The 26167-nt window shown below is 64.8% G+C and carries 16 protein-coding genes; 11 read left to right on the top strand and 5 right to left on the bottom strand.

What is annotated here, in order from left to right; genetic code table 11:
- Window positions 1-8: 8 nt before the first annotated feature.
- Window positions 9-1163 carry a hypothetical protein gene (locus MJ643_RS03180; RefSeq protein ID WP_024087205.1) on the bottom strand — a complete coding sequence of 385 codons (1155 nt, stop codon included), beginning with the start codon at window positions 1161-1163 and terminating at the stop codon, window positions 9-11.
- A gap of 339 nt (window positions 1164-1502) precedes the next feature.
- Between MJ643_RS03180 and MJ643_RS03175 the strand changes: the two genes are divergently transcribed.
- The 4 genes from MJ643_RS03175 (at window position 1503) to MJ643_RS03160 (ending at window position 8920) form a co-directional block, all read left to right on the top strand.
- Entirely contained in the window at window positions 1503-5330 is a 3828-nt protein-coding gene (locus tag MJ643_RS03175; protein ID WP_024087206.1) for a DUF6543 domain-containing protein, read from the top strand.
- A 148-nt stretch (window positions 5331-5478) separates the two neighbouring features.
- The gene (locus MJ643_RS03170; RefSeq protein ID WP_024087207.1) at window positions 5479-7098 is read left to right on the top strand and encodes an NADP-dependent glyceraldehyde-3-phosphate dehydrogenase; all 1620 of its coding nucleotides are present in this window, start codon (window positions 5479-5481) and stop codon (window positions 7096-7098) included.
- A gap of 110 nt (window positions 7099-7208) precedes the next feature.
- A complete protein-coding gene (locus MJ643_RS03165) occupies window positions 7209-7682 on the top strand; it encodes a VOC family protein (protein ID WP_024087208.1) in 474 nt (157 codons plus the stop codon).
- 56 nt (window positions 7683-7738) lie between these two features.
- Window positions 7739-8920: a hypothetical protein gene (locus MJ643_RS03160; RefSeq protein WP_013972831.1), complete on the top strand. Its 1182-nt coding sequence runs from the start codon at window positions 7739-7741 to the stop codon at window positions 8918-8920.
- 234 nt (window positions 8921-9154) lie between these two features.
- Here the strand turns inward: MJ643_RS03160 and ilvA are convergent, their stop codons facing one another.
- Together ilvA and MJ643_RS03150 are read right to left on the bottom strand one after the other, a co-directional pair.
- The gene (ilvA, locus tag MJ643_RS03155; protein ID WP_015270558.1) at window positions 9155-10714 is read right to left on the bottom strand and encodes a threonine ammonia-lyase, biosynthetic; all 1560 of its coding nucleotides are present in this window, start codon (window positions 10712-10714) and stop codon (window positions 9155-9157) included.
- A gap of 181 nt (window positions 10715-10895) precedes the next feature.
- A complete protein-coding gene (locus MJ643_RS03150; RefSeq protein WP_003259966.1) occupies window positions 10896-11327 on the bottom strand; it encodes a PACE efflux transporter in 432 nt (143 codons plus the stop codon).
- 193 nt (window positions 11328-11520) lie between these two features.
- Between MJ643_RS03150 and nrfB the strand changes: the two genes are divergently transcribed.
- From nrfB to MJ643_RS03130, 4 genes are all read left to right on the top strand, one after another.
- On the top strand, window positions 11521-13695 hold the full coding sequence (nrfB, locus tag MJ643_RS03145) for a cyclic di-3',5'-guanylate-activated glycosyltransferase NrfB (protein ID WP_038409713.1): 2175 nt from the start codon (window positions 11521-11523) through the stop codon (window positions 13693-13695).
- Window positions 13692-16697, top strand: coding sequence for a phage receptor (locus MJ643_RS03140; RefSeq protein ID WP_196184670.1), 3006 nt, complete (start codon window positions 13692-13694; stop codon window positions 16695-16697). The genes nrfB and MJ643_RS03140 overlap by 4 nt, the downstream gene beginning before the upstream one ends.
- Window positions 16697-17536: a DUF4434 family protein gene (locus tag MJ643_RS03135; RefSeq protein ID WP_197860690.1), complete on the top strand. Its 840-nt coding sequence runs from the start codon at window positions 16697-16699 to the stop codon at window positions 17534-17536. The genes MJ643_RS03140 and MJ643_RS03135 overlap by 1 nt, the downstream gene beginning before the upstream one ends.
- Before the next feature lie 139 nt (window positions 17537-17675).
- Window positions 17676-18767, top strand: a complete 1092-nt coding sequence (locus MJ643_RS03130) for a GGDEF domain-containing protein (protein WP_024087210.1) — start codon at window positions 17676-17678, stop codon at window positions 18765-18767.
- A gap of 116 nt (window positions 18768-18883) precedes the next feature.
- Here MJ643_RS03130 and MJ643_RS03125 read toward each other — a convergent pair whose 3' ends face one another.
- Both MJ643_RS03125 and MJ643_RS03120 read right to left on the bottom strand, forming a co-directional pair.
- Window positions 18884-20182, bottom strand: a complete 1299-nt coding sequence (locus MJ643_RS03125) for an ATP-binding protein (protein WP_013972839.1) — start codon at window positions 20180-20182, stop codon at window positions 18884-18886.
- Between the two features lie 6 nt (window positions 20183-20188).
- Window positions 20189-20890 carry a response regulator transcription factor gene (locus MJ643_RS03120; protein WP_003259958.1) on the bottom strand — a complete coding sequence of 234 codons (702 nt, stop codon included), beginning with the start codon at window positions 20888-20890 and terminating at the stop codon, window positions 20189-20191.
- 271 nt (window positions 20891-21161) lie between these two features.
- On the opposite strand from MJ643_RS03120, the gene MJ643_RS03115 reads away from it, so the two are divergent.
- The 3 genes from MJ643_RS03115 to mobA all read left to right on the top strand — a co-directional run bounded on the left by MJ643_RS03115 (window position 21162) and on the right by mobA (window position 26114).
- Window positions 21162-22337 (top strand): efflux RND transporter periplasmic adaptor subunit, encoded by a 1176-nt coding sequence (locus MJ643_RS03115; RefSeq protein WP_208209422.1) that lies wholly within the window; start codon window positions 21162-21164, stop codon window positions 22335-22337.
- Between the two features lie 11 nt (window positions 22338-22348).
- Window positions 22349-25477 carry an efflux RND transporter permease subunit gene (locus tag MJ643_RS03110; RefSeq protein WP_208209423.1) on the top strand — a complete coding sequence of 1043 codons (3129 nt, stop codon included), beginning with the start codon at window positions 22349-22351 and terminating at the stop codon, window positions 25475-25477.
- A 61-nt stretch (window positions 25478-25538) separates the two neighbouring features.
- A complete protein-coding gene (gene mobA / locus MJ643_RS03105) occupies window positions 25539-26114 on the top strand; it encodes a molybdenum cofactor guanylyltransferase MobA (RefSeq protein WP_013972842.1) in 576 nt (191 codons plus the stop codon).
- Window positions 26115-26167 lie beyond the last annotated feature (53 nt).

Here is a 26167-nt window from a genome sequence, read left to right as displayed (position 1 = left end):
GCAACCGCTCAGCTGCACATGACCCTTTCCATGGTGGGTGGTGACGGCAGGTTGGCGTAACGGTGACGCAGGCTTTCCACGAACGTTTCGCCCGTACCGTTGCCCCCATAGAAGTAGATCTTGTGCAGGCCGCCAAACACCATTTCCTGGTAGCGGCTGGCAACTTCCTCGTCACTCGCGCCCTCGGGCAACCCCAGGTGCAGCGTGAGCTTGTCGTCTTCGACCGCGAACATCGGAGTGTCCCAGAGGAACTTCGCCGTGCCGGTTCTGGGCAAGCGGACAAACAGGTAGGCATGGTTACCCAGCGAGTCGATATCGCCACCGCGGCGGCGCTTCCACTTCAACAAACCGTCATCCGGGCGCGCCAGGCAAAGGCCGATATCGTAATAGTCGAAGCCCTGCTCCAGTGCCCACTCCAGGGCCATGAAGGTGGTGATCGAATTTACCTCGCGCAACTTCCGCGCATCGGTGAACACCGCCTCGCAATAGCCGAAACGCAGGGTGCTCCAATAACGCTTGCCACCACGCACCACTTCACAGCCCAGGTGGCAGCCAATCACTTCATCGCCCAAGGTGATCAAGTCGAGCCGACCGACGCCCCTGGCAATGCGGAACACTTCTTCAGTGGGAAACTGCGCGGCATGGATACCTTGCCTGGCGCTGGCATAAGGGCGCAGCAGGTTGCGGTCGGCCATGGCGATCTCGTCATCCGAGCGGGCCTGGCGCATCTGGTACAGCGGCCGGTTCTTGCGGATGCTGCGCCGCAACTCGCTGTCGTAGCGCGCGGTTATATCCTCCAGCGAGCGCCCCAGCGGCACCACGGCGCTCAGGTAATGCGGTACCGACAATGCCCCCGACGTCGGCATTTCACTGACCACCACCACGTGGTTGGCTGCTACCGTCGCGCTTGCGCTGTCAACAATTGCAGCATTGCCCGAACCCTTGCCGGCAATCAGCAACTTGGCCATTTCCCGTTGCTGCTTCCGGCCTATATAGATGATTTCGTAGGGGCTTTCCTGCTGCAACCTGAACCTGGCGACTTCCCAGCGCCAGAAACAGGCACGCGCCATCACTTCTGACACCTTGCTGGCCAGGTGTCTGATTTCGTAGCGTATGGAGGGCGAGACGAGTCTCCTCGCCGCTGCCGTCAAGGTCGCTTTCATTTCTTCTTCGACGTCCTTTGAGACACAGCATGGTCAATCGGAAAAGGACAGCAACTCAGTAAAAAGCACGTATCATGTTGATATTCTGAAATTATCCAGAAGCCCCCATGTCAACTAACAATTTAAGGTGCGCCCAAACACTTTATCAAGTGGCACTTTGATTGCATTTCCTTAAAGCTTCCTCACGCCATGTAAAGTTTCATGACGTCAAATTCCCTGCATGAATGACCGATTCAGACAGCGAATTTCCATCGATAGATCCAAGCCGCGTTATCCCATTACCACTCGCCTGTCTGGAATTGACGTTTGATGCCCCCTTTGCCTGAAAGGAGCGTCGACATGCCAGCCATCAACCCCCATCAACCCCTACTTCAGGCGCAGCTGCCGCACTGGGCTCGCCAGGTAACGCCCAATCAGTGGGCCGCGTTGAAGCAAACCCAGGTCGCCCCGTGGAAGAGGCAGGACTGGTTCGCCAATGCTGCCCCCGACCTGCGTGAAGCAGCGTGCGCCAGCCAGGCGCGCCTGATGCAGGCGCAAGCAGCCTTGGCCAACTCACTCAAAGGCCTGCAACAAATCACAGAGTTCGCAGAACCATTGCTGCAACGGCGTCTTGCCGAACACGGCTTTCACGCGCAGTTGCGCAATAGCCAGCTATTGCGGGTCAAGCGTAGCTGGCACTGGGCCGCCCTGCGCTATCTATCAAGCCATCGACGCGACAACCTGCTGCAGGCCGCGCTGCAGAACTTCGCCAGCGACGAGGTGTTCACAGCTGAAAGTGCCATTGCCCTGGGCGATAACATTCACGTCACGCCGATTCAGATACAAGGCGCCGTCCCTGTCGGCATGCAAGTACCCGTTGCACACTTTCCATTGCAGTCGGAGCACTATCAGGTGGAACGGCTGCCACTCGAACCGGCCGCTTTCGCCACCCTGTGCCGTGACCTGGACCTGGGCAAGGCTTACCAGGCCCACCTGGAACAGCACCTCGCCCAACCCGCCACACGGGGCTTGGCCATCAGGGTGCAGAAAGACCGCCTGCGCCTGGCGGCCGACCTTGCCTATATGCGGCACCTGCTTGATGGCAGCACCCTTGACCAGATCGAACGGCTGTTGCGGGGTGGCACCGTACAGTGCTGGCAACTGGCGCTGTTCGGCACGCCCCTGCACGAGGTCATGCTGATCGATGCCGGCGGTGCGGGGCTGGCGCTGTATCTGCCCGGCCATGACCCGGCCCTGCGCCAATGCAGCAACCTGGACGCGGTACACGACACGCTGGCGACCTTGCTGCTGGAGCCCGATGCCCGCCAAGCCTTCACGGCCTACATCAGGCAGGACCAGCGCACGCACTTTCTGGACCTGTTGCAGCAGAACCTCGACGCCACAGGCAATACTGCCTATGAACGCCCTTGGCAGCGCGCAGCGCAAGCGGACCTGCGTCCCACACGCGTGGCTATCACAGCCGAGCCTTTCGGCCATTACCAGGACCTGCACCTGGCCCGCCTCAAGCACGAAGCCAGCCTGCTGGCGGTCCCCACCGCGATGGCCGATGCCAACGCGCGGGCCAGGCGCCTGGATGAGTGGGAAAACCTTGGCCTGGATGCACTGAATATTGCCGCGTTCTTCATTCCAGGTGCAGGCACCCTGATGCTGGCCGTCACGGCCTGCCAACTGCTCGGCGAGGCCTTCGAAGGCTACCAGGCCTGGCATGAAGGCGACCGTCACCTGGCGCTGCGCCACCTGGAGGCGGTCGGCCTGAACCTGGCCCTGATCGGCGGCTTCGTGGCGGCGGGCAAGGTGGTACCCAAGCTGTTCAACAGCCCGTTGATGGAAAGCCTGCAGCAGGTACGCGGCAGCGACGGGCGCTACCGGCTCTGGAATGAAGACCTCACCCCCTACCGCAGTGCCGTGACACTGCCGCAAACCCTGCAGCCCAATGCACTTGGCCAGTACCTGTACCAGGGCCGGTATTTCATCCGCATGGACGGCCAGCTCTTCGAACAACGCTTTGACCACAACTTGCAGCAATGGCGGGCCATTCACCCCGACACGCCCGATGCCTGGCAGCCACCGCTAGCGCACAATGCCCAAGGTGCCTGGCGCGGCCAGCATGAACAGCCCGGCCAGTGGCCATTCGCGAAGCTGGCGCGCCGTCTTGGCGAGGCGTATACCGCGTTCACACCAGAACAGCTGGCCAAGGCAGGGCGCCTCTGCGGCATCGACGCCGCGCGCTTGCGCCGGGTGCACCTGGAAGGCCAACCAACGCCCCCGCTGTTGCTCGATACCCTGCAACGCATGACGGCACAGGCCGAGGTAGAGGCGTTGGCCGACAAAGCCCCGCCAGGCCTGTTCGAGCGGTTCTACAATGGCAGCGCGCCCGCCACCCCGGCAACGCAGAAGCTGCTCGACGCCTATGCGCGGCTGTCCCCTGCCTTGGCCAGACGCTTGCTGGCGCCGCTGAGCGAGGCCGAAACGTTCGCCTGGCAAGAGCACAGTCAGTTGCCCACACAGGTTCGCCAGTTGCTGGAGCAGGTGCACAGCGAGCTGCCGCTGGTACGTGCACTGGAAGGTGTGCTTCAGCCAGCCCGGGCCAGCAGCGACAGCGAACGCTTGCTGTTCAGCGCCCTGGATGCCATGCCCGACTGGCCCGCGGACCTGCGCCTGGAGCTGCATGGTGCAAGCCCCATAGGCCCTTTGCTGGAGCATGTCGGCCGCGAACAGGCCGGCACCCTGCGCCGCGTGATCAAATCGGTCGAAGGCTATGAGGTCGACCGGGGCGAGCGCCCTGCACCTGCACCGCTTGATCCAGACCTCTGCCGCGCCATCGAGCAGGCACTGCCGCGCCCGCATCGCGATACGCTGGGCATCACGACGGCCGATGGCAGCTCGCTACGCCAGCGCGTACTGGGTTGGGTCGACCAGCACAGAGAGGTACTCGCCCAACGGCTCTGGGGGCACCGCGCGCTGTTGCGCAAGCCCATGGGCAACTTGCGCGGCGGTCGGCCGCTTGACCCCGAACCGCCTCAGCCGCGCCTGGCAAGCTCCCTGGCCGGGGCTTATCGCCGCTTGTTCCCTGACGCCACCGACTGGGAATTCGAAAACTGGCTAGGCAACGACGAGGACAACCTGTACGTCGATGACATTCGCTCACCCACACAGCGCCTGCATGACCTGCAGCAGCGTCTGGAAACTCTGCGCCGCGACCTGCATGAATGGGCCCGGCCCGATCCGCAGCGCCCTCACCAGCGGCATCTGGCCATCCGCCCCATCCTCAACGCCTGGCGACGGCTGTCGACAATAACGCTTGAAGGGGGTGGCCGCCTGCACAGCCTGGACCTTTCCGGCCTGGACCTAGACAACCAGGCCTTGGCCAGCCTGGCCTTGCCGGACGACTTCACCCATGTGCAGCACCTGTCGCTCAGCTACAACCCTTCGCTCAGCCAGTTGCCGGCCGAATTCCACGAACGCTTCCCCAACCTCAATCGCCTGCTGCTGACCGACTGTCGGTTCGACACCGTGCCCCACCTGGGCAGCCCTGAGCAGCTCGCCTGGCTGGACCTGGAAGGCAACCGCATCACCTGGAGTACCCAGGCCCAGCAGGCCCTGGACCGCTACCCCGGGCTCAGCGTGCTGGACCTTTCGGGCAACCCGCTGCTAGAGGCCCCGGACCTGCGCGGGCTGGCCTACCTGAGGACGCTGTTCCTGAACGACTGTGCGCTAAGCGAATTGCCGCAAGGCCTGGACCAGATGATCGAGCCCATCATCCTGGACATTGGCGACAACCAGCTGCTGCGGCTGCCTGACGGTTTCAACGTACCACGGCCAGTCGCAAACGCCCTGCGCCTGGAAAGCGAATGGCTGGGTTCACCAGTGCTTGCGCAGATCGAGGCCTACAACGCGATGCACCAGGTGGACCTGCTGGTGTGCGAAGGCGACTACCTGGAATTCTTCGAACAGACCGGCCCGGCCGAACTGGCCCTGTGGCAGCGATTGCCGCTGCAGTATCGGCGCGACCTCAGGCCCTTGCTTGAACTTGAACCGTTCGTGTCCCGCCCACGGCAAGCCCGTGCAGAGTTCTGGCGGCGCCTGGCCCTGATCGACGCAGACCCGGCCCTGCGCCAGCAATGGTTGACGCACCCACCCTATGACCTGTTCAACCTCCCGCTTTGACAGGGATACCGTTGCCTGCCTGTCCAACAGGCAGGCGCGGGTGGTCATGTTAAGCCAGACTGGTGTTTTTCCGGCGAGCGGTGCATGCTCGCTGCTGAAGCGTTTCACCCAGCTCGAAACCCACCCAGCAATGTGAGGTGCAGTACCCATGGACCGTCTGCTCGATTCACTCTTCCCCAGCGCCGAGGACATCCCGGAAACCTGGCGCCTGGAAGCCCCCCTGGAACAACGCGACTACCTGGTGAACGGTGAGCTCAGGCGGTGGGACGGCCCACTGGCCACAGTGCGTAGCCCGGTCTGGCTCAAGGAAGGCGACGATGAGCACCAGGTGGTGTTGGGCAGCGCTCCACTGCTCGATGCCGACACCGCGCTCACCGCCCTCGATGCCGCCGTGCAGGCGTACGACAAAGGCCGTGGCGCCTGGCCGAACATGCGCGTGGCCGAGCGAATCCAGCATGTCGAAACCTTCCTGGCGCGCATGCGCGAGCAGCGCCAGGCCGTGGTCAAGCTGCTGATGTGGGAAATCGGCAAGAACCTCAAGGACTCGGAAAAGGAATTCGACCGCACCTGCGACTACATCGTCGATACCATCAACGCCCTCAAGGACCTCGACCGCCGTTCCAGCCGCTTCGAGCTGGAACAGGGCACGCTCGGCCAGATCCGCCGAGCACCGCTGGGCGTGGCCCTGTGCATGGGCCCATACAACTACCCGCTGAACGAGACCTTCACCACGCTGATCCCGGCGCTGATCATGGGCAACACCGTGGTGTTCAAGCCGGCCAAGTTCGGCGTGCTGCTGATTCGGCCGTTGCTCGAAGCCTTCCGCGACAGCTTCCCGCCGGGGGTGATCAACGTCATCTACGGCCGTGGCCGGGAAACGGTGAGCGCGCTGATGGCCAGCGGCAAGGTCGATGTGTTCGCCTTCATCGGCACGCACAAGGCCGCCAGCGACCTGAAGAAGCTGCATCCGCGCCCGCACCGGCTGCGCGCCGCGCTGGGGCTGGATGCCAAGAACCCGGGCATCGTGCTGCCCCAGGTGGACCTCGACAACGCCGTCGAAGAGGCCGTCACCGGTGCGCTGTCGTTCAATGGCCAACGCTGCACGGCGCTGAAGATCCTGTTCGTGCACGAGGATGTGGTCGATGCGTTCCTCGACAAGTTCCAGCGCAAGCTGGCCGCGCTCAAGCCTGGCATGCCTTGGGAGCCAGGCGTGGCGCTGACGCCGCTGCCCGAGCCCGGCAAGGTCGATTACCTCGATGGCCTGGTCGCTGATGCCACCGCCAAGGGCGCCCGGGTGCTCAACGAACGCGGCGGGCATAGCCGTGGCTCGTTCTTCTACCCCGCCGTGCTGTACCCGGTGAAGAGCGACATGCGCGTGTACCACGAGGAGCAGTTCGGCCCGCTGGTGCCGGTAGTGCCCTACCGCGACCTGCAGACGGTGATCGACTATGTGCTGGACTCCGACTACGGCCAGCAACTGAGCCTGTTCGGCAATGACCCGGCGACCATCGGCAGCCTGGTCGACATCTTTGCCAACCAGGTCGGGCGCATCAACATCAATGCGCAATGTCAGCGCGGCCCCGACACCTACCCGTTCAACGGCCGTAAGAACAGCGCCGAAGGCACCCTGTCGGTACACGACGCCCTGCGAGTGTTCTCTATCCGCACGCTGGTCGCGACGCGCTTCCAGGAGGCCAACAAGGAACTGATCAGCGAGATCATTCGCAACCGGCAGTCGACCTTCCTGACCACCGACTACATCTTCTGACCGCCACGCTTATAGAGAATCGATCTATCACCCCTGTCGATTTTCCATCTGCGCAAACGACTCTAAGCAAAAGGGCGCCAACCGGCGCCCACTTCCAAGGAGAGTCGAACATGGCAGCCAAACCCATTCCCGAAGGCCAGCACAGCATTACGCCTTACCTGGCCATCAACGACGCCGCCAAGGCCATCGAGTTCTACAAGAAGGCCTTTGGCGCGGTGGAAATGTTCCGCCTCGATGCCCCTGGCGGCCGCGTTGGCCATGCCGAGCTGAAAATCGGCGATTCGTCGCTGATGCTGGGCGACCCCTGCGACATGGAAGGCGGCCTCACCGCCAGCCAGAAGCTCGGCGGCGCCAGCGTAGGCCTGCACCTGTATGTCGAGGACTGCGACAAGGTCTATGCCCAGGCCCTGACGGCCGGCGCCACCCAGCTGCGTGCGGTGACGGACCAGTTCTACGGCGACCGCAGCGGCACCCTGAAAGACCCATTCGGCAACATCTGGTTCGTTTCCACCCACAAGGAGGACCTGACCCCCGATGAAATTCGCGCCCGTGCTGCGAAGATGTTCGCTGGCACTGCGCAGTAAGTTGAAAGCGGCGCCACTTTGCTTGAAGCTTGGGGCTCGTAGCTGGGAGCTGCTTCATGCGAATCATCGACAAAACCGCCGCACAGGTCCGTAGCCTGACCCCTGCAGAAGAAGAGCTGCTGGTCGGCTTTGCCACCGGCAGCCTCACCGGCCCGCGCCTGCTGCAGGCCAACCAGTTGCTGATGAAGGTGCGCAACGCCAACCAGTGGCTGGCCTGCGATTGCCGCAACGATGCCTTGCCGGTGCTGAATGTCACCCTCAACGGCAGCACCGGTACGCTGTTTCTCAAGAACAACCCGGGAACTGCCGAACACGCGCCTGGCTGCCCGTTCACCAAGGACGAGCGCGAAGCGACCGAGCGCGAGAACGACCCCGCGCCACCTGCTGCCTGGCTACCGCCCGACACACCGTTGCGCCTGATTGGTGATTTCCGCAGCAGCACCACCGGCAGTGGTGGCGACGGCAGCGAACGGCGTGAACAACAGCGCCTGCTGTCACTGTTGCTGACCTGGATCGAGACCAGCGGCCTGAACCTGTATGCCACGCACCTGAAAAAGGACCTGACCGGGCAGTTTGCCGAGTTGCGCAGCGTTGCCAGCCGCTATCCGCTGCTGGAACGGGTGCCCGCAAGCAACTACCTGGAAACCCGCCTGGACATGAAGCACATGATGATGCTCAAGTCCCGCCTGCGTGAAGCCACGGTGTTCGGCAACCACCGCCGCCACGGCCTGCTGCTGGATTGCGTGGACCAGATCAAGGGACGCAAGCTGTTCAACAACCGAAGTGAAGACGGCTTCGACTTCCAGGGGCACCACCTCTACTGGGGCGGCAACCGCACCAGCGGGCCATTGCTGGCGCTGATGCTCTATTCACCGACCAGTGCCGGCAGCCATTACTACGAACTGATCCATGTGGCCAGCGTGCCGGTGCTATCGCGTGCTCATCTGTTCCCGGTTTACCGCGATGAAGAACGCGAGCCGCTCAAGGCCCTGGTGTCGCTGGTCGACTGGATGGCCGGCAAAGGCGTGAAAGTGCAGATGCGCCGGCCGGTGATCGGTGGCCAGGTGATGGACGAACTGGTAATGACCTCGGACCAGGACCGGGTGTTGTCGGTATCGTTGCTGGAGCAGCCCATCGGCCCCGAACCGGATACCGAGAACTTCAAGCGCTACGCCGACTTCAAGAGCCTGGAAACCTTCCGCAAATTCGTCGCCGGCTTCTTCATGCGTGAGCGCTGAGCACCCTCTACCGGCACACACAAAACCTTGTAGGAGCGGCCTTGTGTCGCGATGGGCTGCGAAGCAGCCCCGGCAATTCATGCACAAGTGCTGAAACCCAGGGGCCGCTTCGCGGCCCTTTCGCGACACAAGGCCGCTCCTACAGGTACAGCGACAACCTCAAGCCATGCGCCGTCCCTGTGGGAGCGGGCGTGCCCGCGAAGAGGCCCGTACAGGCTGAGTGAGGTTTGCGTATCAACCCAGGAACAGCTTGTACGCCGGGTTGTCGGTCTCATCCCAGTACCGGTACCCCATCTCATCCAGCGCCAGCGGCAACCCCGCCAACTCATCCCCCGGTACTTCCAGCGCCGCAAATACCCGTGCTTCTGCCGCGCCATGATTGCGGTAATGGAACAAGCTGATATTCCAGCGCTTGCCAAGCCGCTCCAGAAAGCCCAGCAAAGCCCCCGGGCGCTCGGGGAATTCGAAGCGCAGCACCCGCTCGTCAGCCCCGGGCGCGGCATGGCCGCCAACGGTATGGCGCACATGCAGCTTGGCCAGTTCGTTGTCGGTCAGGTCCAGCACGCTGTAGCCCTGCTCACGCAGGCTGGCCAGCAACTGCTCACGCGGGTCGTGTAGTGGGTGTGTCTGCACCCCAACGAACAGCCGCGCCTCCTTGCCAGGGTAATAGCGGTAGTTGAACTCGGTGATCTGCCGCTTGCCCAGGGCCTGGCAGAAGGCGCGGAAGCTGCCCGGCTGCTCCGGAATGGTGACAGCGATGATCGCCTCGCGCTGCTCGCCCAGTTCGGCACGCTCGGCCACATGGCGCAGGCGGTCGAAATTGACGTTGGCCCCGGAGTCGATGGCCACCAGGGTCTGCCCCTGCACGCCGTCGCGCGCCACATATTTCTTGATCCCCGCCACGGCCAGGGCGCCTGACGGCTCGGTGATCGAGCGGGTATCGTCGTAGATGTCCTTGATCGCCGCGCACAGCTCGTCGCTGCTCACGGTCACCACTTCATCAACGAAGTGCCGGCACAACTCGAAGCAATGGGCGCCGATCTGCGCTACCGCCACGCCATCTGCGAAGGTGCCGACCTGCGGCAGGATCACCCGCTCACCGGCCGCCATGGCAGCCTGCAGGCAGTTGGAGTCCTCCGGCTCGACGCCGATCACCTTCACCTCCGGGCGCAGGTACTTCACATAAGCGGCAATACCCGCAATCAGACCACCACCGCCCACTGGCACGAAGATGGCGTCCAGCGCACCCGGGCGCTGGCGCAGGATTTCCATGGCCACGGTGCCCTGCCCGGCGATCACATCCGGGTCGTCGAACGGTGGCACGAAGGTGGCGCCTTCGCTGTCGGCCAGTTTCAGCGCATGGGCCAAGGCATGGGGGAAGCTCTCGCCGTGCAGTACTACATGACCACCGCGCGAGCGTACACCCTCCACCTTCAGCGACGGCGTGGTGGTAGGCATGACGATGGTGGCCTTCATGCCCAGGTGCGATGCCGCCAGGGCCACGCCCTGGGCATGGTTGCCCGCAGAGGCGGTGATCACCCCGCGCTCGCGCTGCACGGTACTCAGCCGTGACAGGCGGGTATACGCACCGCGGATCTTGAACGAAAAGGTAGGCTGCAGGTCTTCCCGCTTCAGCAATACCTGGTTGCCCAGGCTGGCAGACAACGCAGGCGCAGCTTGCAAAGGCGTTTCGATGGCCAGGTCGTACACCGGGGCGGCAAGAATGCGCCGCACCTGCTCCGACAGCAGTTGCTGGGGGGTGACGGTAGAACGAGGGCTGACGAAGCTGGTCATCGATGACTCCTTGGCTGTGTTCACGTTGCCCAGGAGTCAGAGAGAAGAAACCCGCCTCCAGGGCGGGTTCGGTGCACGTACGCGCTAGCCCGCCAAACTGATAATGGCGGTAATAATAATGGCGTTGACGTGCTGGAAAGTTTTCATGGGGTAGGAACTTAGCCGGTAGCGCAGCACAAAGTCAACACTTGGCCTGCTGCGCCGAAAGCGGCACATCGAATACCTTGTCGAAGCCCCACTGGAAGACAAACGCATAAACGAAGAAAAACACGAACAACGCCAGGTTGGTCAGCAACGCCGCCCACAGGCTGACATCCAGCCAGTACGCCACCAGCGGCAGCAGGATCAGCACCAGCCCGCCCTCGAAGCCCAGCGCATGCAGCAGGCGCCGCAGGAACGTGCGCTCACGCCGGTGCTGGCGCGCTTCCCAGCGTTCGAACACCCAGTTGTAGGCCATGTTCCAGCTCATCGCGATGCCCGACATCAGCACCGACAGCACGGTCGACTGCGCCATGCCGGCACCAAACGCCAGCTCCAGCGCGGGCGCCACGCAGGCGACGGCGATGGCCTCGTAAAGGATGGCCTGGACGATCTTGCGTGCCTTGCCTTGCATGTTCAGCTCCCTGGGTAAACGACCTGTAAAACTACAAGAAGTGGCCCACAAGAAAAAGCCTGAAATTTGGACAACCCCGCGTTCGGCTGCTTGTATCTATCCAGTACAAACGGCAGCAAGTCGTACAACTTCGTCCAGGGAATCGAACGAGGATAAAGACGATGGCCCACCCCTTCCTGTCGGTGACCGGCAAATGAGCCTGGTATTCATCGACTTCCTCACCTACGTGCTGTTCGGCCTGAAGATCCTCGCGATCATCCTGGCCTCGCTGATGTTCCTGCTGGGTCTGGATGATCTGTTCATCGACCTGTGCTACTGGGGCCGCAAGCTGATCCGGCGCTTTCGCATCTACGACAAGTACGAGAAAGCCGACGAAAAACGCCTGTTCGAGGTACCGGAGAAACCGCTGGCCATCATGGTCCCGGCCTGGAACGAAGTGGGCGTGGTGGGCGAGATGGCGCGCCTGGCAGCCTCGACCATCGACTACGAGAACTACCAGATCTTCGTCGGCACCTACCCCAACGACCCGCAAACCCAGGCCGATGTCGACGCCGTGTGCCTGCACTACCCCAACGTGCACAAGGTGGTCTGCGCCCGCCCCGGCCCCACCAGCAAGGCCGACTGCCTGAACAACATCATCGACGCGCTGCTGCGCTTCCAGCAGGACGCCGGCATCGAGTTTGCCGGTTTCATCCTGCACGACGCCGAAGACGTGATCTCGCCCATGGAGCTGCGCCTGTTCAACTACCTGCTGCCGAACAAGGACATGATCCAGATCCCGGTGTACCCCTACGCACCGGAATGGAAAGGCTTCACCGCCGGCCACTATGTCGATGAGTTTGCCGAAAACCACGGCAAGGACGTGATCGTGCGCGAGGCCCTGACCGGCCAGGTGCCCAGCGCCGGGGTCGGCACCTGCTTCAGCCGCCGCGCCATCAGCGCGCTGCTCGAGGACGGTGACGGCATCGCTTTCGACGTGCAGAGCCTCACCGAAGACTACGACATCGGCTTCCGCCTGAAGCAGAAGGGCATGAAGTGCATTTTCGCCCGCTACTCCATCGCCGACCCGGCGCTGACCCTGAAGCAGGAATGGCGCCCGGGCATGAGCCGCGAATTTTCCCAGGTGATCTGCGTGCGCGAGCACTTCCCGCGCGACTGGCAGCATGCCATCCGGCAAAAGTCGCGGTGGATCGTCGGCATCGTGTTCCAGGGCACCAGCAACCTCGGCTGGAGTCGCAAGGGCGCGCTCAACTACTTCCTCTGGCGCGACCGCCGCGGCCTGTTCGCCTACCTGCTGAGTTTCCTGGTCAACCTGTTGCTGCTGGTGTTGCTGGCCATGTGGCTGGTCACGGTGATTGCGCCAGAGTCGTGGCGCTTCATGTCGATCCTCAGCGACAGCTGGCTGCTGACCACCTTGCTGTGGCTGAACGGGCTGATGCTGTTCAACCGCTTGTTCCAGCGCGCCTGGTTCGTCACCCGCTTCTATGGCATCGGCGAAGGGCTGCTGTCGGCACCGCGGATGATGTGGAGCAACTTCGTCAACTTTTTCGCCAACCTGCGTGCCCTGCGCCAGGTGATGGAAATGGGTGACTCGCGGCGCGTGGCCTGGGACAAGACCACCCACGAATTCCCCGCCATCGCTGCCCCCGCCCGCACGCCGCTGGGTCAGCGCCTGGTGGCCAAGGGCCTGATCAGCGACGAACAGCTGCAACAGGCGATCACCAGCCCGGTACGCCGGCGCCTGGGCCGCGAGCTGCTGCTGCGCGGCTGGCTGAACAGCGAACAGCTGGTCGCCACCCTGGCCGAGCAGATGGACCTGCCCTGGGCGCCGCTGAACCCATTCAAGCTCGACCCGCAGCTGATCGCCAAACTGCCGCGCAAGCTGGCGACGCACTATGGCGTGTTGCCGGTGGCCGAAGACGGCGACACGCTGGTACTGGCCAGCGAAAGCCCGGTCAGCCAGGTGTCGCTGGGGGTAATCAGCCGCCACCTGAAGCGCCCGGTCAGCGCCCGCCTGGCGCCGCAGGGCCGCGTCACCCTGGGCCTGCGCTATCACTACCCCAGCCCCTGGCAGAAGCCGGAAACCCGAGACATGCTCGCCATTCTGGAACGCCATCAGGACGACGAACAGCTGCTCGAACAGGTCAGCCATCACCAGGTAATGCTCGGCGCCCTGCTGCAGGTGCGCGGCATGGTCCCAGTCACTTTGTTCAACCAGGCGCTGATCGACTTCGACCCGGAACACCAGAGCCTCGGCGAGCACCTGATCGCCCGCGGCATCATCACCGAGCAGGTGCTGCAGCAGGCCCTGATCGAACAGGCCAGCGAACAGCAGGCCGCCTTTGACCTGACCCGGGAGGTGGCATGAAGCCGCGCTTTTCCCTCACCTTCACTGGCTTGTTGCTGTGTTCCGCCGCCCTGCCCTGCGCCGCTTCGGCGCCGATGACCGACTTTCAGCGGTTCACCAGCTACCCGTTCATGGAGCGCAGCTACCGCGAAGCGAAGAAGGACAACTGGGCCGAGGTCGAACGCCTGACCCGCCACGTGCTGGGCCGGGTGCCGAACAACGACGAAGCGCGTGCACTGCTGGTGGAGGCACTGGCTCACCAGCGCCGCTACAAGGAGGCCGAAGCCCTTGCCGAACAACTGGGTGACAGCCCCGAACACGCCAACGCCCTGCTGGAACTGCGCTTGACCTGGATCGAACAGGACCCACCGCCGGCCAGCCAGGTGGAACAATGGCTGGCCAGCAGCGACGGCGCTCAACGGGTGCGCCTGTGGCAGGCCTACAGCCTGAGCCTGGCCAGATTCGGGGGTGCTGCCAGGGCGCTGGACTGGCTCAATCATCTGCCGGCACAGGGGGACGGCCAGGTTCTGCGCCTGGCCCGGGCCAACTTCGCCGAACAACTGCGCAACTGGAAGGAGACCATCGAACAGCTGCAGCCGCTGGCCGAGCAGGGCCAGTTGCCGGCGCAAGACTGGCAACGCCTGGCCAATGCCTACATCCAGCAAGTGGATGAGAAAGGGCTGAAAGCACTGCTGCCCAGCGCCCCCTCCCCCGACGCAGCCAACCAGGCTCGCCTGGCCATGGCCAACCGCGCCATTGCCGTCGGCCATAACCAGCAGGCACAGCGTTGGCTGCAGGCGTTGCCCACCGCAGAGCTGAACCAGCCCGAGCAGCGCCAGCAACTGTGGGAGCTCGCCCGCGAAGGCGACGACGCACCGCTGGTACAGCGCCTGAGCAACGAACTGCAACGGCCCTGCCTGGAAACCGTGGACTGGTTGTCGCTCCACGATCCGCAGCTGGCACGCGAGCAGTTCAAGGGCTGCACAGCCAGCACCGCCCCCAGGGCCTACGCCGTGCTCAAGCAACGCCTTTACGGCGACCCGCCCCAGCCCCCGCAACCACGTACCGCCGCCGAGTGGGAGCAACGCTATCGACAGAGCGGCGACATGGCCGCACTGGAGCAAACCACCTTCCTGCTGATGCAGCAAGGCCATGACGAACACGCCCGGCAATTGCTGGAGCAGGCCTACGACCGCCACCAGGGCCGCCTTGCACCGTCGCTGCTGCAGCGCCTTGGCAACCTGTATGCGCGTAACGACGGCCCGCTGGACGCCCGCCGCATGCTCGGCCTGGTCCCTCGGGTCAACGCCACTACCCGGGCCCAGTTGCTCGGCCGCCTGGCCGAGGCTGGCCAGTGCGATGCCGTGCGCCAGGCAGTACCGGCCACCCCGAGCGAACCTGGCCAGTACCGCGCCCTGGGCCGCTGCGCCATGCCCGACCAGCCAGGCGAAGCGGTGGTCTACTACCAGGCCGCCGAGCGCCTGGGCGACAGCGGGAGCCGCCTGCCCCTGGCCTATGCCCTGGAAGCCGCAGGCGACTCCGAAGCGGCCCTGCCCATCTGGCGCACCCAGCCCGACAGCGCCTGGACCGACAACGCCCGCCTCACTGCCGCTCGCGGCGCGTTGAACGCCGGCGACGCACAAGCGGCCCGGCGCTATTGGGACGCCGCCGCGCACGATAGCGCCGACGATTGGGCCCTGGGTGCCGCCATCGCCCAGCGCCAAGGCGATTACCAGGCGGCGCTGGGCTTCCAGCGCCAGGCCCTGGCACACAACCCGCGGGCCGACCACTACTACGCGGCCTCCAGCACCGCGCAACTGGCTGGCGACAGTGCCCAGAGCAGCGCCTGGCTGGCAGAAGCCGTGCGCCTGGCTCCCGACCAGCCACGCTACCGCGCCGACTACGGCATGCGCCTGGCCGGCTCGACGGACAAGACCCAGCGCCGCCAGTCGATCCCCTACCTGGAACGCGCCACCCACGACTTCCCCGAGGACTACCGCCTTGGCGAGACGCTGGCCTTGCGCTATGACGAAGCCGAAGACAGCGCTTCGGCGCGCCGCGAACTGCGCCGCATCCTCGATGTGGAGCAGGACCTGGTCGACGGCGACGACGAATACGGCAGCCTGGAAGCCCGCAAGTACCGCCAGCGCCGCGCCCACGAAAGCCTGTCGCGGCGCGACACCATCACCCTGGCCAGCACCTGGTCGCCGGCCGGCACCTCGACCAACGACAAGTTCCTCGACAATGGCCAGCGCAGCGGCACTTCGCGCCGCGCGCAATCGCAGAACGTGCAACTGGCCATGTGGGACCACGCCCTGGGCGAAGAGCCCAGCCGCAACGGCAGCACCCTGTCGATGTATGGCCGCGTGCTGTTCGGTGGGCAAAGCCGCACCGACTACGCGCAAAGCATGGGTACCGGTGTCGGCCTGCGCTACAAACCATTCGGCCAGGCCAACCTCAACCTGTATGCCGAGCTGTACCACCAGCGTCAGATCGACGAGGAACACTACCGCGGGCTGAGCCTGGGCCAACTGCTTAGCCCCGCCAAGGTCGGCGGCAACTGGGGCGACCTGCGTCACCACGCCGAATCGAGCAACGACCTGCTGTTGCGGGCCACCGCTTCTTTCCTCGACCAGGGCGACTGGCGCAACGACTGGCGGGTCGATGAAGACGACTGGAACGAACGCTTCCTCTACCTCGACGCCGCCTGGTGGACCCGTACCGGCGACCACGCCTGGCTGTCGCGCTACCAGCAGGGCCACGCCTGGAAGCTGCCGGGCAGCTCGCCGCAAACCATCATGCCCTATGGTTTTGTCGAGTTTTCCAGCCAGGACCCGAGCAACGACTGGCGCCAGGACGCTCGGGCCGGGGTGGGCGTGCGCTGGCAGTGGTGGTTCGATGATGACCGCTACAACGCCTACCGCGGTTCGCTGAAAGTGCGTGCCGAGTACCAGCAATCGCTGGGCGGCAATCTATACGAGCGCGCCAATGGCGTGCTGGTCGGTGCGGAGATGACCTTCTGATGCGTACGTTCCTGGCCCTCTGCCTGCTTGCCCTGTGCCTGCCAGCCAGCGCCGACCAGCGCCTGTTCTACCAACCCCTCAACCGCGACGCCAATGTCACCCCCGCCCAGTGGCAGCAACTGTGGCATGCCACCGTGGCCCAGGGCGGCAAAACCCTGATCGTGCAGTGGAGCGCCTATGGCGACAGCGATTTCGGCGGTGCCCGGGGCTGGCTGGCCGACAGCCTGCGCAGCGCGCGTGCCCAGGGCCTGCAACTGGTGCTGGGGCTGTACATGGACCCGGCCTATTACCAGCGCATCGACGAGCTGGACGGTGAAGGCCTGAACAGTTACTGGAAGGCGCAGCTGGGGCGCTCGCTCAGCCAGTACCGGCAACTGCGCCAGGCGTGGCAGTTGCCGGTGGACGGCTGGTACCTGCCCATGGAACTGGACGACCATCACTTTCGCGAGGCCGAGCGCCGGGATGCCCTGCACAGCCAGTTGCAGGCCTTCAACCGGCAACTGGACAAGCCTTTGCACATCAGCGCTTTCAGCGCCGGCAAACTCTCACCGCGGGTCAATGCCGCATGGCTGGATCAACTGGCCGGGTTGGGCTTGACTGTGTGGTGGCAGGATGGCGCCGGGACCGGGCGCTTGCCCGCGTTGGTGCGCCAAGGCTACGAGCAGGCCTTGCCGTGCCGGGTTGGCGTGGTGCGCGAGGCGTTCCGCCAGGTGAGCGCGCCTGGGCAGGCGTTTCGGGCTGAGCCTGCCCAGCCGAAGCTGGGCGGCGGGTGCCACGCCGAGGCGGTGTTCGACCTGCGTTACCGGCCATGGGCCCGGGGTGTTCTGCCCACCAATTGAGTCTCCAGGCCTGGCCTCTTCGCGGGTAAACCCGCTCCCACAGGGACCGCACAGATTTCCAGCGCTGTGGAAGACCTGTGGGAGCGGGCGTGCCCGCGAAAGGGCCGGGCCTGGCATAGCAGTACTCACAGGAGCCCGCATGTTCAAGACCATCGAAGCCCACGTTCGCAAACAGGTCGCCCCCGCCGCCCTGCGCGCCGAATTCCGCCAGCACGAATTCGAGGCCATGCGCCCGTTCTGCCTGCTGGTATTCTGCGTCAGCATCCTGATCTGGCTGGTCTTCGACCTGATCGTCAGCTTCCTCGGCGGCCAGGGTTTCACCTGGCTGTCCTATCTGTTCATCACCCTGCTCGGCAGCCTCACCGTGGTACTGCGGTTCACCCGTCGCAGCCATCACTTCGATGTACTCAACCTGCTATTCATCGCCGCCATCACCCTGGGCATGCGCCTGGTGATCGAAGGCATCCCGGTGGCCCAGCGCCCGGTATGGCTGGTGCTCGGGGTGTCCACCGTGCTGTATGCCGTTTCGGTGCTACCGGTGCGGCGCTGGTCGTTCTTCTGCGCCATGGCCATCACCTGGGTGGTGCTCAACCCGTTCTACCACACCCGTATCGAAGCGGACGCACTCGAAGGCGCCATGCTGTTCAGCTACGCGGTGTTCCTCAGCGGCCTGGTCGTCTACAGCTACCTGCAGATGCGCAAGGCCAAGCTGCACAACTTCTACCTGTCCAAGGTGCTGCTGGACCAGGCCTATGTCGATGCCCTGACCGAAATCCCCAACCGCCGTTCGTTCATGGCCCAGGCCGGCCACCAGCTGCGCCTGGCCACGGCCGAGCAGTACCTGGCGATGATCGACATCGACAACTTCAAGCGGGTGAATGACCGTTTTGGCCATGACGTGGGCGATGAAGTACTCAAGCGCGTGGCCCTGCATATCAAGGCGAGCATGGCCGGTTACGAGTTTGCCCGACTGGGTGGTGAAGAATTCGCGATCTTTTTCCAGGGGCTGGACCAGCAAGGCGCCGAGCAACGAGTGGCGGCGCTGTGCCAACGAGTACGTGAAGATGTTGGCGAACACCCGGTAACCATCAGCATTGGCCTGGCCCGGGTGGACCAGGGCGACAGCCTGACCACGGCGCTGGTGCGCGCCGACCAGGCGCTGTACGAGGCCAAGCACAGTGGCAAGGACCGGTTTGTGCTGTGGTCTGCCCGGCTGGCAGAAAGTGATTAGCAGGCCCGGCCTCTTCGCGGGCTCGCCCGCTCCCACAAGTACTCCACAGTGTTTGAAATCTGTACGGCTCTTGTAGGAGCGGGTTCACCCGCGAAAGGGCCGGCACAGCCACTCAATCACCCGGCAGGCAAGCGAATCCGGAACTGCGCGCCCCCCAGCGCCGACTGCGCCACGGTCAAGGTGCCACCCTGCCCCTCGATCGCCCGCCGGCTGATCGCCAAGCCCAGGCCAAACCCGCCGGTATTGCGGTCACGGCTACGGTCCAGGCGGTAGAACGGCTGGAAAATCCGCTCGCGCTCCTCCACCGGAATACCAATCCCGTCATCCTCCACCGTCACCAGGCAGGCGCCATCGTCTTCCAGGCGCAAGCGCAGCAACAGGCTCTCGTCGCAGTAACGCATGGCATTGCGCACCAGGTTCTGCACCGCCCGTGCCGTCAGCCGTGGGTCCAGCACAAAACGCGGCAAATCTCCCTCGGCCCGCACCTCCCACTGGATACCCCGGCCATCGAGTTCCTCGGCAAAGCCGCCGAGCACGCTGTCGACCAGCTCCAGCAACGACACCTCGACCCGCTCGCGGGCCTGGTCGGCGTTGTACAGCCGGCTGTAGGACAACAGCTCCAGTACCAGCTCATCCAGCTCACGCACATGCCCCACCAGCTCCAGCAGGCGCTTGCGGCTGGCCGGCGGCACTTCGTCGAACAGCAGCACCAGGCCGAAGTCCAGCCGGGTCAACGGCGTGCGCAACTCGTGCGACACCGCATTGAGCAGCTCGCGCTGCTGGTTCACGTGGCGTTCCAGGTCACTGGCCATGGTGTCGAACACCCCGGCCAGTTCACCGATGTTGGAGTGCGGCGAGATGTGCGTACGCTCGGCCATCTGCCCCTGGCCCAGGCGCCGGGCGGTTTCCTTGAGGCGCTCCAGGTCGCGCCAGTGCGGCCATACCCACAGCAGCAGGCAACCGAGCATGGCTGCACCGATCAGTACGGTCACGCCCCACGACAGCACGTTGATATCCAGCGGGTCTGGCGGTGAGTGCAGGCGCACCAGCCATTCCTTGTCCAGCGGCGCCAGCACCGTCTCGTAGTAGCCCCATTCGGCAATGCGCACGGCGTACAGGCCGTGCTCCAGGCGCGCCTGCTCGTCCTCGCTCAGGTCAGCCTGGTCCATGCGCAGCAGTTGCAGTTCCAGCGGTGCGAAATCACTGGCCAGCTCTTGCTCCACCGCCGGCCACTGCTCGCGCGGGGCCTGGCGGAACTGGCGCACGATAAGCGACTGCACGCCCTTGGCCTGGTCCAGGTTGTAGGCCATGAAGCGGTCCTGGAACAGGCCGACGATGGTGTCGGGGATGAACAACAGCGCACCGGCATAGGCAACGATGATCACCAGGTACAGCCGCACCAGAATCTTCAGCATGGGCGGTCAACACTCCCACTCGACACGGCTGAACAGGTAGCCCTTGCCCCACACGGTCTTGATCTTGCGCGCTTCGCCGGCGTTATCGTCGAACTTGCGCCGCAGCTTGGAGATGGCCACATCCACCGAGCGGTCGGTGCCGTTGAACTCGATACCCCGCAGTTGCTGCAGGATGCGGTCGCGGTTCAGCACTTCGCCGGCATTGCGCGCCAGTACCACCAGCAGGTTGTACTCGCCGCTGGACAGCTCCACCTCTTCGCCGCGCCAGCTCACGGTGCGCTCGGCCAGGTCGATGCGCAGGCCACCGATCAGGATCAGGTCGTTGTCCAGGCGCGGCTCGTTGACGCTGCTGCGACGCAGCAGGGTACGCACGCGGGCCAGCAGTACACGCGGTTCGCAGGGTTTGGTCACGTAGTCGTCGGCGCCCATTTCCAGGCCCAGGACCTGGTCGTGGCTGTCGTCGCGGGCGGTCAGCATCAGGATCGGCAGGCCTTGCGATTCCTGGCGCAGCAGGCGGCACAGCTGCAGGCCGTCGATGCCTGGCAGCATCAGGTCGAGGATGACCAGGTCGGGCTTTTGCCGGCGGTACTCGTCAAGCACATGATCGCCACGGGCGATCACCTGGACATGGAAGTCGTTGCGTTGCAGGTAGCTGGCGATCAGTTCGGACAGGGCGCTGTCGTCTTCGACCAGGAAAATATTCGGCATAGGCGCTTGGAAGTCTGGGTTGTGGTAGGCCTTGCCGGCCTCTTCGCGGGTAAACCCGCTCCCACAGGGACTGCACAGGTTCCAGTGCTGTGCGGTCCCTGTGGGAGCGGGTTTACCCGCGAAGAGGCCGGTACAGGTACACGCAGAATATAGAACCCTACAGGTCGAGAGGATTGTTCTTCACACTTTTTCACACTCGTCCTACAGGTATTAACAGCCACGCAAGGAACGCCTGCCGTAGCATACCGGCGGTCATCATCGGAAGATCCGTATGTCTACTACCCTCCCCCCACGCTTGCGCCCGTTGGCGCTTCTGGCGTTCCTGAGCCTGTCCCTGGCCGGCTGCGACGACAGCGCCGAACAGGAAGAACAGGCCCCCACCCCGCAAGTGCGGGTGGAAACCCTGCAACTGCAGCCACTGGCCATCAGCAGTGAGCTAAGCGGCCGTATCCTCGCGCCGCGCACCGCCGAAGTGCGAGCACGTGTCGCGGGCGTTGTGCTCAAACGGGTGTATCGCGAAGGCAGCGACGTCAAGCAGGGCGATGTGCTGTTCCTGATCGACCCGGCGCCGTTCAAGGCCGACCACGACAGCGCCCGCGCCACCCTGGCCAAGGCCGAGGCCACCCTGTACCAGGCACGCCTGCAGGAGCAGCGCTACCGCGAACTGGTCGACGACAAAGCCGTCAGCCGCCAGGAGTACGACAACGCCAAGGCCAGCTACCTGCAGGCCGATGCCGCAGTGGCCGAGGCCAGGGCCGCCCTGGAACGCGCCCGCCTCAACCTCGACTACGCCACCGTGACCGCGCCGATTTCCGGCCGTATCGGCCGCGCCCAGGTCACCGAAGGTGCGCTGGTCGGGCAGAACGAGACCACGCCCCTGGCGACCATCCAGCAGCTGGACCCGATCCACGCCGATGTCACCCAGTCGACCCGCGAGCTCAACGCCCTGCGCCGCGCCATGCGTGCCGGCGAGCTGCAGCAGGTGGGCGACGGCCAGGCCCGGGCCACGCTGATCCAGGACGATGGCAGCACCTACCCGTTGCCGGGCAAACTGCTGTTCTCCGACATCAGCGTCGACCCCAGCACCAACCAGATCACCCTGCGCAGCGAGTTCCCCAACCCGGACCTCGACCTGCTGCCCGGCAGCTACGTGCGCGTGCGCCTGGAGCAGGCCGTGCAGCCCAAGGGCCTGAGCGTGCCGCAGCGCGCCATCCTGCGCGACAGCGCTGGCGTGCCCAAGGTGCTGGTGGTCGACCCGCAGGCCCGGGTCAGCGACCGCCAGGTAGTACTGGGCAGCGCCCAGGGCGACCGCTGGATCGTCAGCGAAGGCCTGGCCCCCGGCGAGCGGGTGGTGGTCGAGGGCCTGCAACACGTCAAGGCCGGTGACCAGGTGCAGGTCGACAATGCATCAGGGGCATCGCCCATCGCACAGCACACTGGCCAGTGAGGGCCTGATTCATGCCGCAATTCTTCATCGACCGCCCGGTATTCGCCTGGGTGGTCGCCCTGTTCATCCTGCTGGCCGGTGCCCTGGCCATCCCGCAACTGCCGGTGGCCCAGTACCCCAACGTGGCCCCGCCGCAGGTGGAAATCTACGCCGTGTATCCGGGCGCTTCGGCGGCGACCATGGACGAGAGCGTGGTCAGCCTGATCGAGCAGGAGCTCAACGGCGCCGACAACCTGCTGTACTTCGAGTCGCAGAGCAGCCTGGGCAGCGCCACCATCACCGCCACCTTCGCCCCGGGCACCAACCCGGACCTGGCCCAGGTCGACGTACAGAACCGCCTGAAGGTGGTCGAGTCGCGCCTGCCGCGCCCGGTAACCCAGCAAGGCCTGCAGGTGGAAAAGGTCTCCACCGGTTTCCTGCTGCTGGCCACCCTCACCTCCGAAGATGGCAAGCTCGACGAAACCGCCCTGTCGGATATCCTCGCGCGCAACGTGATGGACGAAATCCGTCGCCTCAAGGGCGTCGGCAAGGCCCAGCTGTACGGTTCGGAACGCGCCATGCGCATCTGGATCGACCCGCGCAAGCTGATCGGCTTCAACCTCACGCCCAACGACGTGGCCGAGGCCATCGCCGCGCAGAACGCCCAGGTGGCCCCCGGCAGCATTGGTGACCTGCCCACCCGTGGCACTCAGGAAATCACCGCCAACGTGGTGGTCAAGGGCCAGCTGAGCACCCCCGAGGAGTTCGCCGGGATTGTCCTGCGTGCCAACCCGGACGGTTCCACGGTGACCATCGGCGATGTCGCCCGGGTCGAGATCGGTGCCCAGGAGTACCAGTACGGCACGCGCCTGAACGGCAAGCCGGCCACCGCCTTCAGCGTGCAGCTGTCGCCGGGCGCCAACGCCATGGAAACCGCCACCCTGGTGCGGGCGAAGATGCAGGACCTGGCGCGCTACTTCCCCGAAGGCGTCAAGTACGACATCCCCTACGACACCTCGCCATTCGTCAAGGTGTCGATCGAGCAGGTCATCAACACCCTGTTCGAAGCCATGCTGCTGGTGTTCGCGGTGATGTTCCTGTTCCTGCAGAACCTGCGCTACACCCTGATCCCAACCCTGGTGGTGCCGGTGGCCCTGATGGGCACCTTCGCCATGATGTTGGCCATGGGCTTCTCGGTCAACGTGCTGACCCTGTTCGGCATGGTGCTGGCCATCGGCATCCTGGTCGACGATGCCATCGTGGTGGTGGAGAACGTCGAGCGGATCATGGCCGAAGAAGGCCTGCCGCCCAAGGAGGCCACGCGCAAGGCCATGGGCCAGATCAGCGGCGCGATCGTCGGCATTACCCTGGTGCTGGTGGCAGTGTTCCTGCCCATGGCCTTCATGCAAGGCTCGGTGGGGGTGATCTACCAGCAGTTCTCGCTGTCGATGGCAGTGTCGATCCTGTTCTCGGCGTTTCTCGCCCTCAGCCTGACCCCGGCGCTGTGTGCCACCCTGCTCAAGCCGGTGGCCAAGGGCGAGCACCACGAACGCAAGGGCTTCTTCGGCTGGTTCAACCGGCGCTTCGAGGGCATGAGCAACGGTTACCAGCGCTGGGTGGTGCAGGCACTCAAGCGCAGCGGCCGCTACCTGCTGGTATACGCGTTGCTGCTGGCGGTGCTGGGTTATGGCTTCAGCCAGCTGCCCACGGCGTTCCTGCCCACCGAAGACCAGGGCTACACCATCACCGATATCCAGCTGCCGCCAGGCGCCAGCCGCATGCGCACCGAACAGGTGGCGGCACAGATCGAGGCGCACAACGCCGAAGAGCCCGGCGTGGGTAACACCACCTTGATCCTGGGTTTCAGCTTCTCGGGCAGCGGGCAGAACGCGGCACTGGCCTTCACCACGCTCAAGGACTGGTCCGAGCGCGGTGCCGACGACAGCGCCCAGTCGATCGCCGATCGCGCGACCATGGCCTTTACCCAGCTCAAGGACGCCGTGGCCTATTCCGTGCTGCCACCGCCAATCGACGGCCTTGGCGAGTCGACCGGCTTCGAGTTCCGCCTGCAGGACCGCGGCGGCATGGGCCACGCCGAGCTGATGGCCGCCCGCGACGAGCTGCTGGCAAATGCCGGCAAAAGCAAGGTGCTGACCAACGTGCGCGAAGCCTCGCTGGCGGAAAGCCCGCAGGTACAACTGGAAATCGACCGCCGCCAGGCCAACGCCCTGGGCGTATCGTTTGCCGATATCGGTTCGGTGCTGGACGTGGCCGTGGGTTCCAGCTACGTCAACGACTTCCCCAACCAGGGCCGCATGCAGCGGGTGGTGGTGCAGGCCGAAGGCGACCAGCGCAGCCAGGTCGAAGACCTGCTGAAGATCCACGTGCGCAACGACAGCGGCAAGATGGTGCCACTGGGCGCCTTCGTCCAGGCCAGGTGGGTCAGCGGCCCGGTGCAGCTGACCCGCTACAACGGCTACCCGGCGGTGTCGATTTCCGGCGAACCGGCAGCCGGCTACAGTTCGGGCGAAGCCATGGCCGAGATCGAGCGCCTGGTGGCCCAGCTGCCGGCCGGTGCCGGCCTGGAATGGACTGGCCTGTCGCTGCAGGAGCGGCTGTCCGGCAGCCAGGCACCGATGCTGATGGCGCTGTCGTTGCTGGTGGTGTTCCTGTGCCTGGCAGCGCTGTACGAAAGCTGGTCGATCCCCACCGCAGTACTGCTGGTAGTACCGCTGGGCGTGCTCGGTGCGGTGCTGGCGGTGACCCTGCGCGGCATGCCCAACGACGTGTTCTTCAAGGTCGGCCTGATCACCCTGATCGGCCTGTCGGCGAAGAACGCCATCCTGATCATCGAGTTCGCCAAGAGCCTGGTCGACCAGGGCGTGGATGCTGCCGACGCTGCCGTGCAGGCCGCGCGCCTGCGCCTGCGGCCGATCGTGATGACCTCGCTGGCGTTCATCCTGGGCGTGGTGCCGCTGGCCATTGCCAGCGGCGCCAGCTCGGCCAGCCAGAAGGCGATCGGTACCGGGGTGATCGGCGGCATGCTCAGCGCCACCCTGGCTGTGGTGTTCGTGCCGGTGTTCTTCGTGGTGGTGATGCGCCTTGCCGGGCGACGCCAGGCGGGTAAGGCCGACACGCAGGCCGTGACCAGCGACAGCTGACTGGACAAGCCCCGCGTGAAATGGGAGGGTTCCCGGCATTGACTGCCCGGAACCCTTTTTCATGCCTGATGCCCTGCCCCCCTGCTCCATCCTCATTCTCGCCGGTGGCCGCGGCCAGCGCATGGGCGGCCGCGACAAGGGCCTGGTCGACTGGCAGGGCGAACCGCTGGTGGCGCATGTGCAGCGCGTGGTACGGCCGCTCAGCGATGACCTGGTGATTTCCTGCAACCGTAACCAGCAGGCCTACCAGGCGTATGCCGACCAGTTGGTGGGCGATGCCGAGGCGGACTACCCCGGGCCGTTGGCGGGGGTGATTGCCGGGCTCAAGGTGGCGCGGCATGAATGGGTGGTGCTGCTGGCCTGTGATGCACCGCTGGTTGACCGGGGGTTGATCGAGGACCTGCTGCACCTGGCAGTGACCAGTGACAGTGCGGCCATGGTGCGCCAGGGTGGGTACTGGCAGCCGATGTTCAGCGTGCTGCCACGCCGGGTGTTGCCGGTGCTGGAGCAGGCCTGGGTGGCGGGCGAGCGGAGTTTGCAGAAGGCCTTGCTGCGTGAAGCGGTGCAGGGGCTGGAATGTGTCGACGATGATCGCAGGTTGAGCAACTTCAACAGCCCGGAGTTGTTGCAAGGCTGAGGTCATCTGCTGCCTGTACTGGCCTCTTCGCGGGTAAACCCGCTCCCACAGGT

It is taken from the genome of Pseudomonas sp. PNPG3, assembly GCF_023093815.1.
GTDB lineage: Bacteria > Pseudomonadota > Gammaproteobacteria > Pseudomonadales > Pseudomonadaceae > Aquipseudomonas > Aquipseudomonas asiatica.
This window is presented reverse-complemented; position numbering and strand designations above follow the sequence as displayed.

Bases quoted from the DNA above. Each gene is read 5' to 3' on its own strand.
- MJ643_RS03180 (WP_024087205.1), bottom strand. From the start codon at position 1,163: ATGAAAGCGACCTTGACGGCAGCGGCGAGGAGACTCGTCTCGCCCTCC.
- MJ643_RS03175 (WP_024087206.1), top strand. From the start codon at position 1,503: ATGCCAGCCATCAACCCCCATCAACCCCTACTTCAGGCGCAGCTGCCG.
- MJ643_RS03170 (WP_024087207.1), top strand. From the start codon at position 5,479: ATGGACCGTCTGCTCGATTCACTCTTCCCCAGCGCCGAGGACATCCCG.
- MJ643_RS03165 (WP_024087208.1), top strand. From the start codon at position 7,209: ATGGCAGCCAAACCCATTCCCGAAGGCCAGCACAGCATTACGCCTTAC.
- MJ643_RS03160 (WP_013972831.1), top strand. From the start codon at position 7,739: ATGCGAATCATCGACAAAACCGCCGCACAGGTCCGTAGCCTGACCCCT.
- ilvA (WP_015270558.1), bottom strand. From the start codon at position 10,714: ATGACCAGCTTCGTCAGCCCTCGTTCTACCGTCACCCCCCAGCAACTG.
- MJ643_RS03150 (WP_003259966.1), bottom strand. From the start codon at position 11,327: ATGCAAGGCAAGGCACGCAAGATCGTCCAGGCCATCCTTTACGAGGCC.
- nrfB (WP_038409713.1), top strand. From the start codon at position 11,521: ATGAGCCTGGTATTCATCGACTTCCTCACCTACGTGCTGTTCGGCCTG.
- MJ643_RS03140 (WP_196184670.1), top strand. From the start codon at position 13,692: ATGAAGCCGCGCTTTTCCCTCACCTTCACTGGCTTGTTGCTGTGTTCC.
- MJ643_RS03135 (WP_197860690.1), top strand. From the start codon at position 16,697: ATGCGTACGTTCCTGGCCCTCTGCCTGCTTGCCCTGTGCCTGCCAGCC.
- MJ643_RS03130 (WP_024087210.1), top strand. From the start codon at position 17,676: ATGTTCAAGACCATCGAAGCCCACGTTCGCAAACAGGTCGCCCCCGCC.
- MJ643_RS03125 (WP_013972839.1), bottom strand. From the start codon at position 20,182: ATGCTGAAGATTCTGGTGCGGCTGTACCTGGTGATCATCGTTGCCTAT.
- MJ643_RS03120 (WP_003259958.1), bottom strand. From the start codon at position 20,890: ATGCCGAATATTTTCCTGGTCGAAGACGACAGCGCCCTGTCCGAACTG.
- MJ643_RS03115 (WP_208209422.1), top strand. From the start codon at position 21,162: ATGTCTACTACCCTCCCCCCACGCTTGCGCCCGTTGGCGCTTCTGGCG.
- MJ643_RS03110 (WP_208209423.1), top strand. From the start codon at position 22,349: ATGCCGCAATTCTTCATCGACCGCCCGGTATTCGCCTGGGTGGTCGCC.
- mobA (WP_013972842.1), top strand. From the start codon at position 25,539: ATGCCTGATGCCCTGCCCCCCTGCTCCATCCTCATTCTCGCCGGTGGC.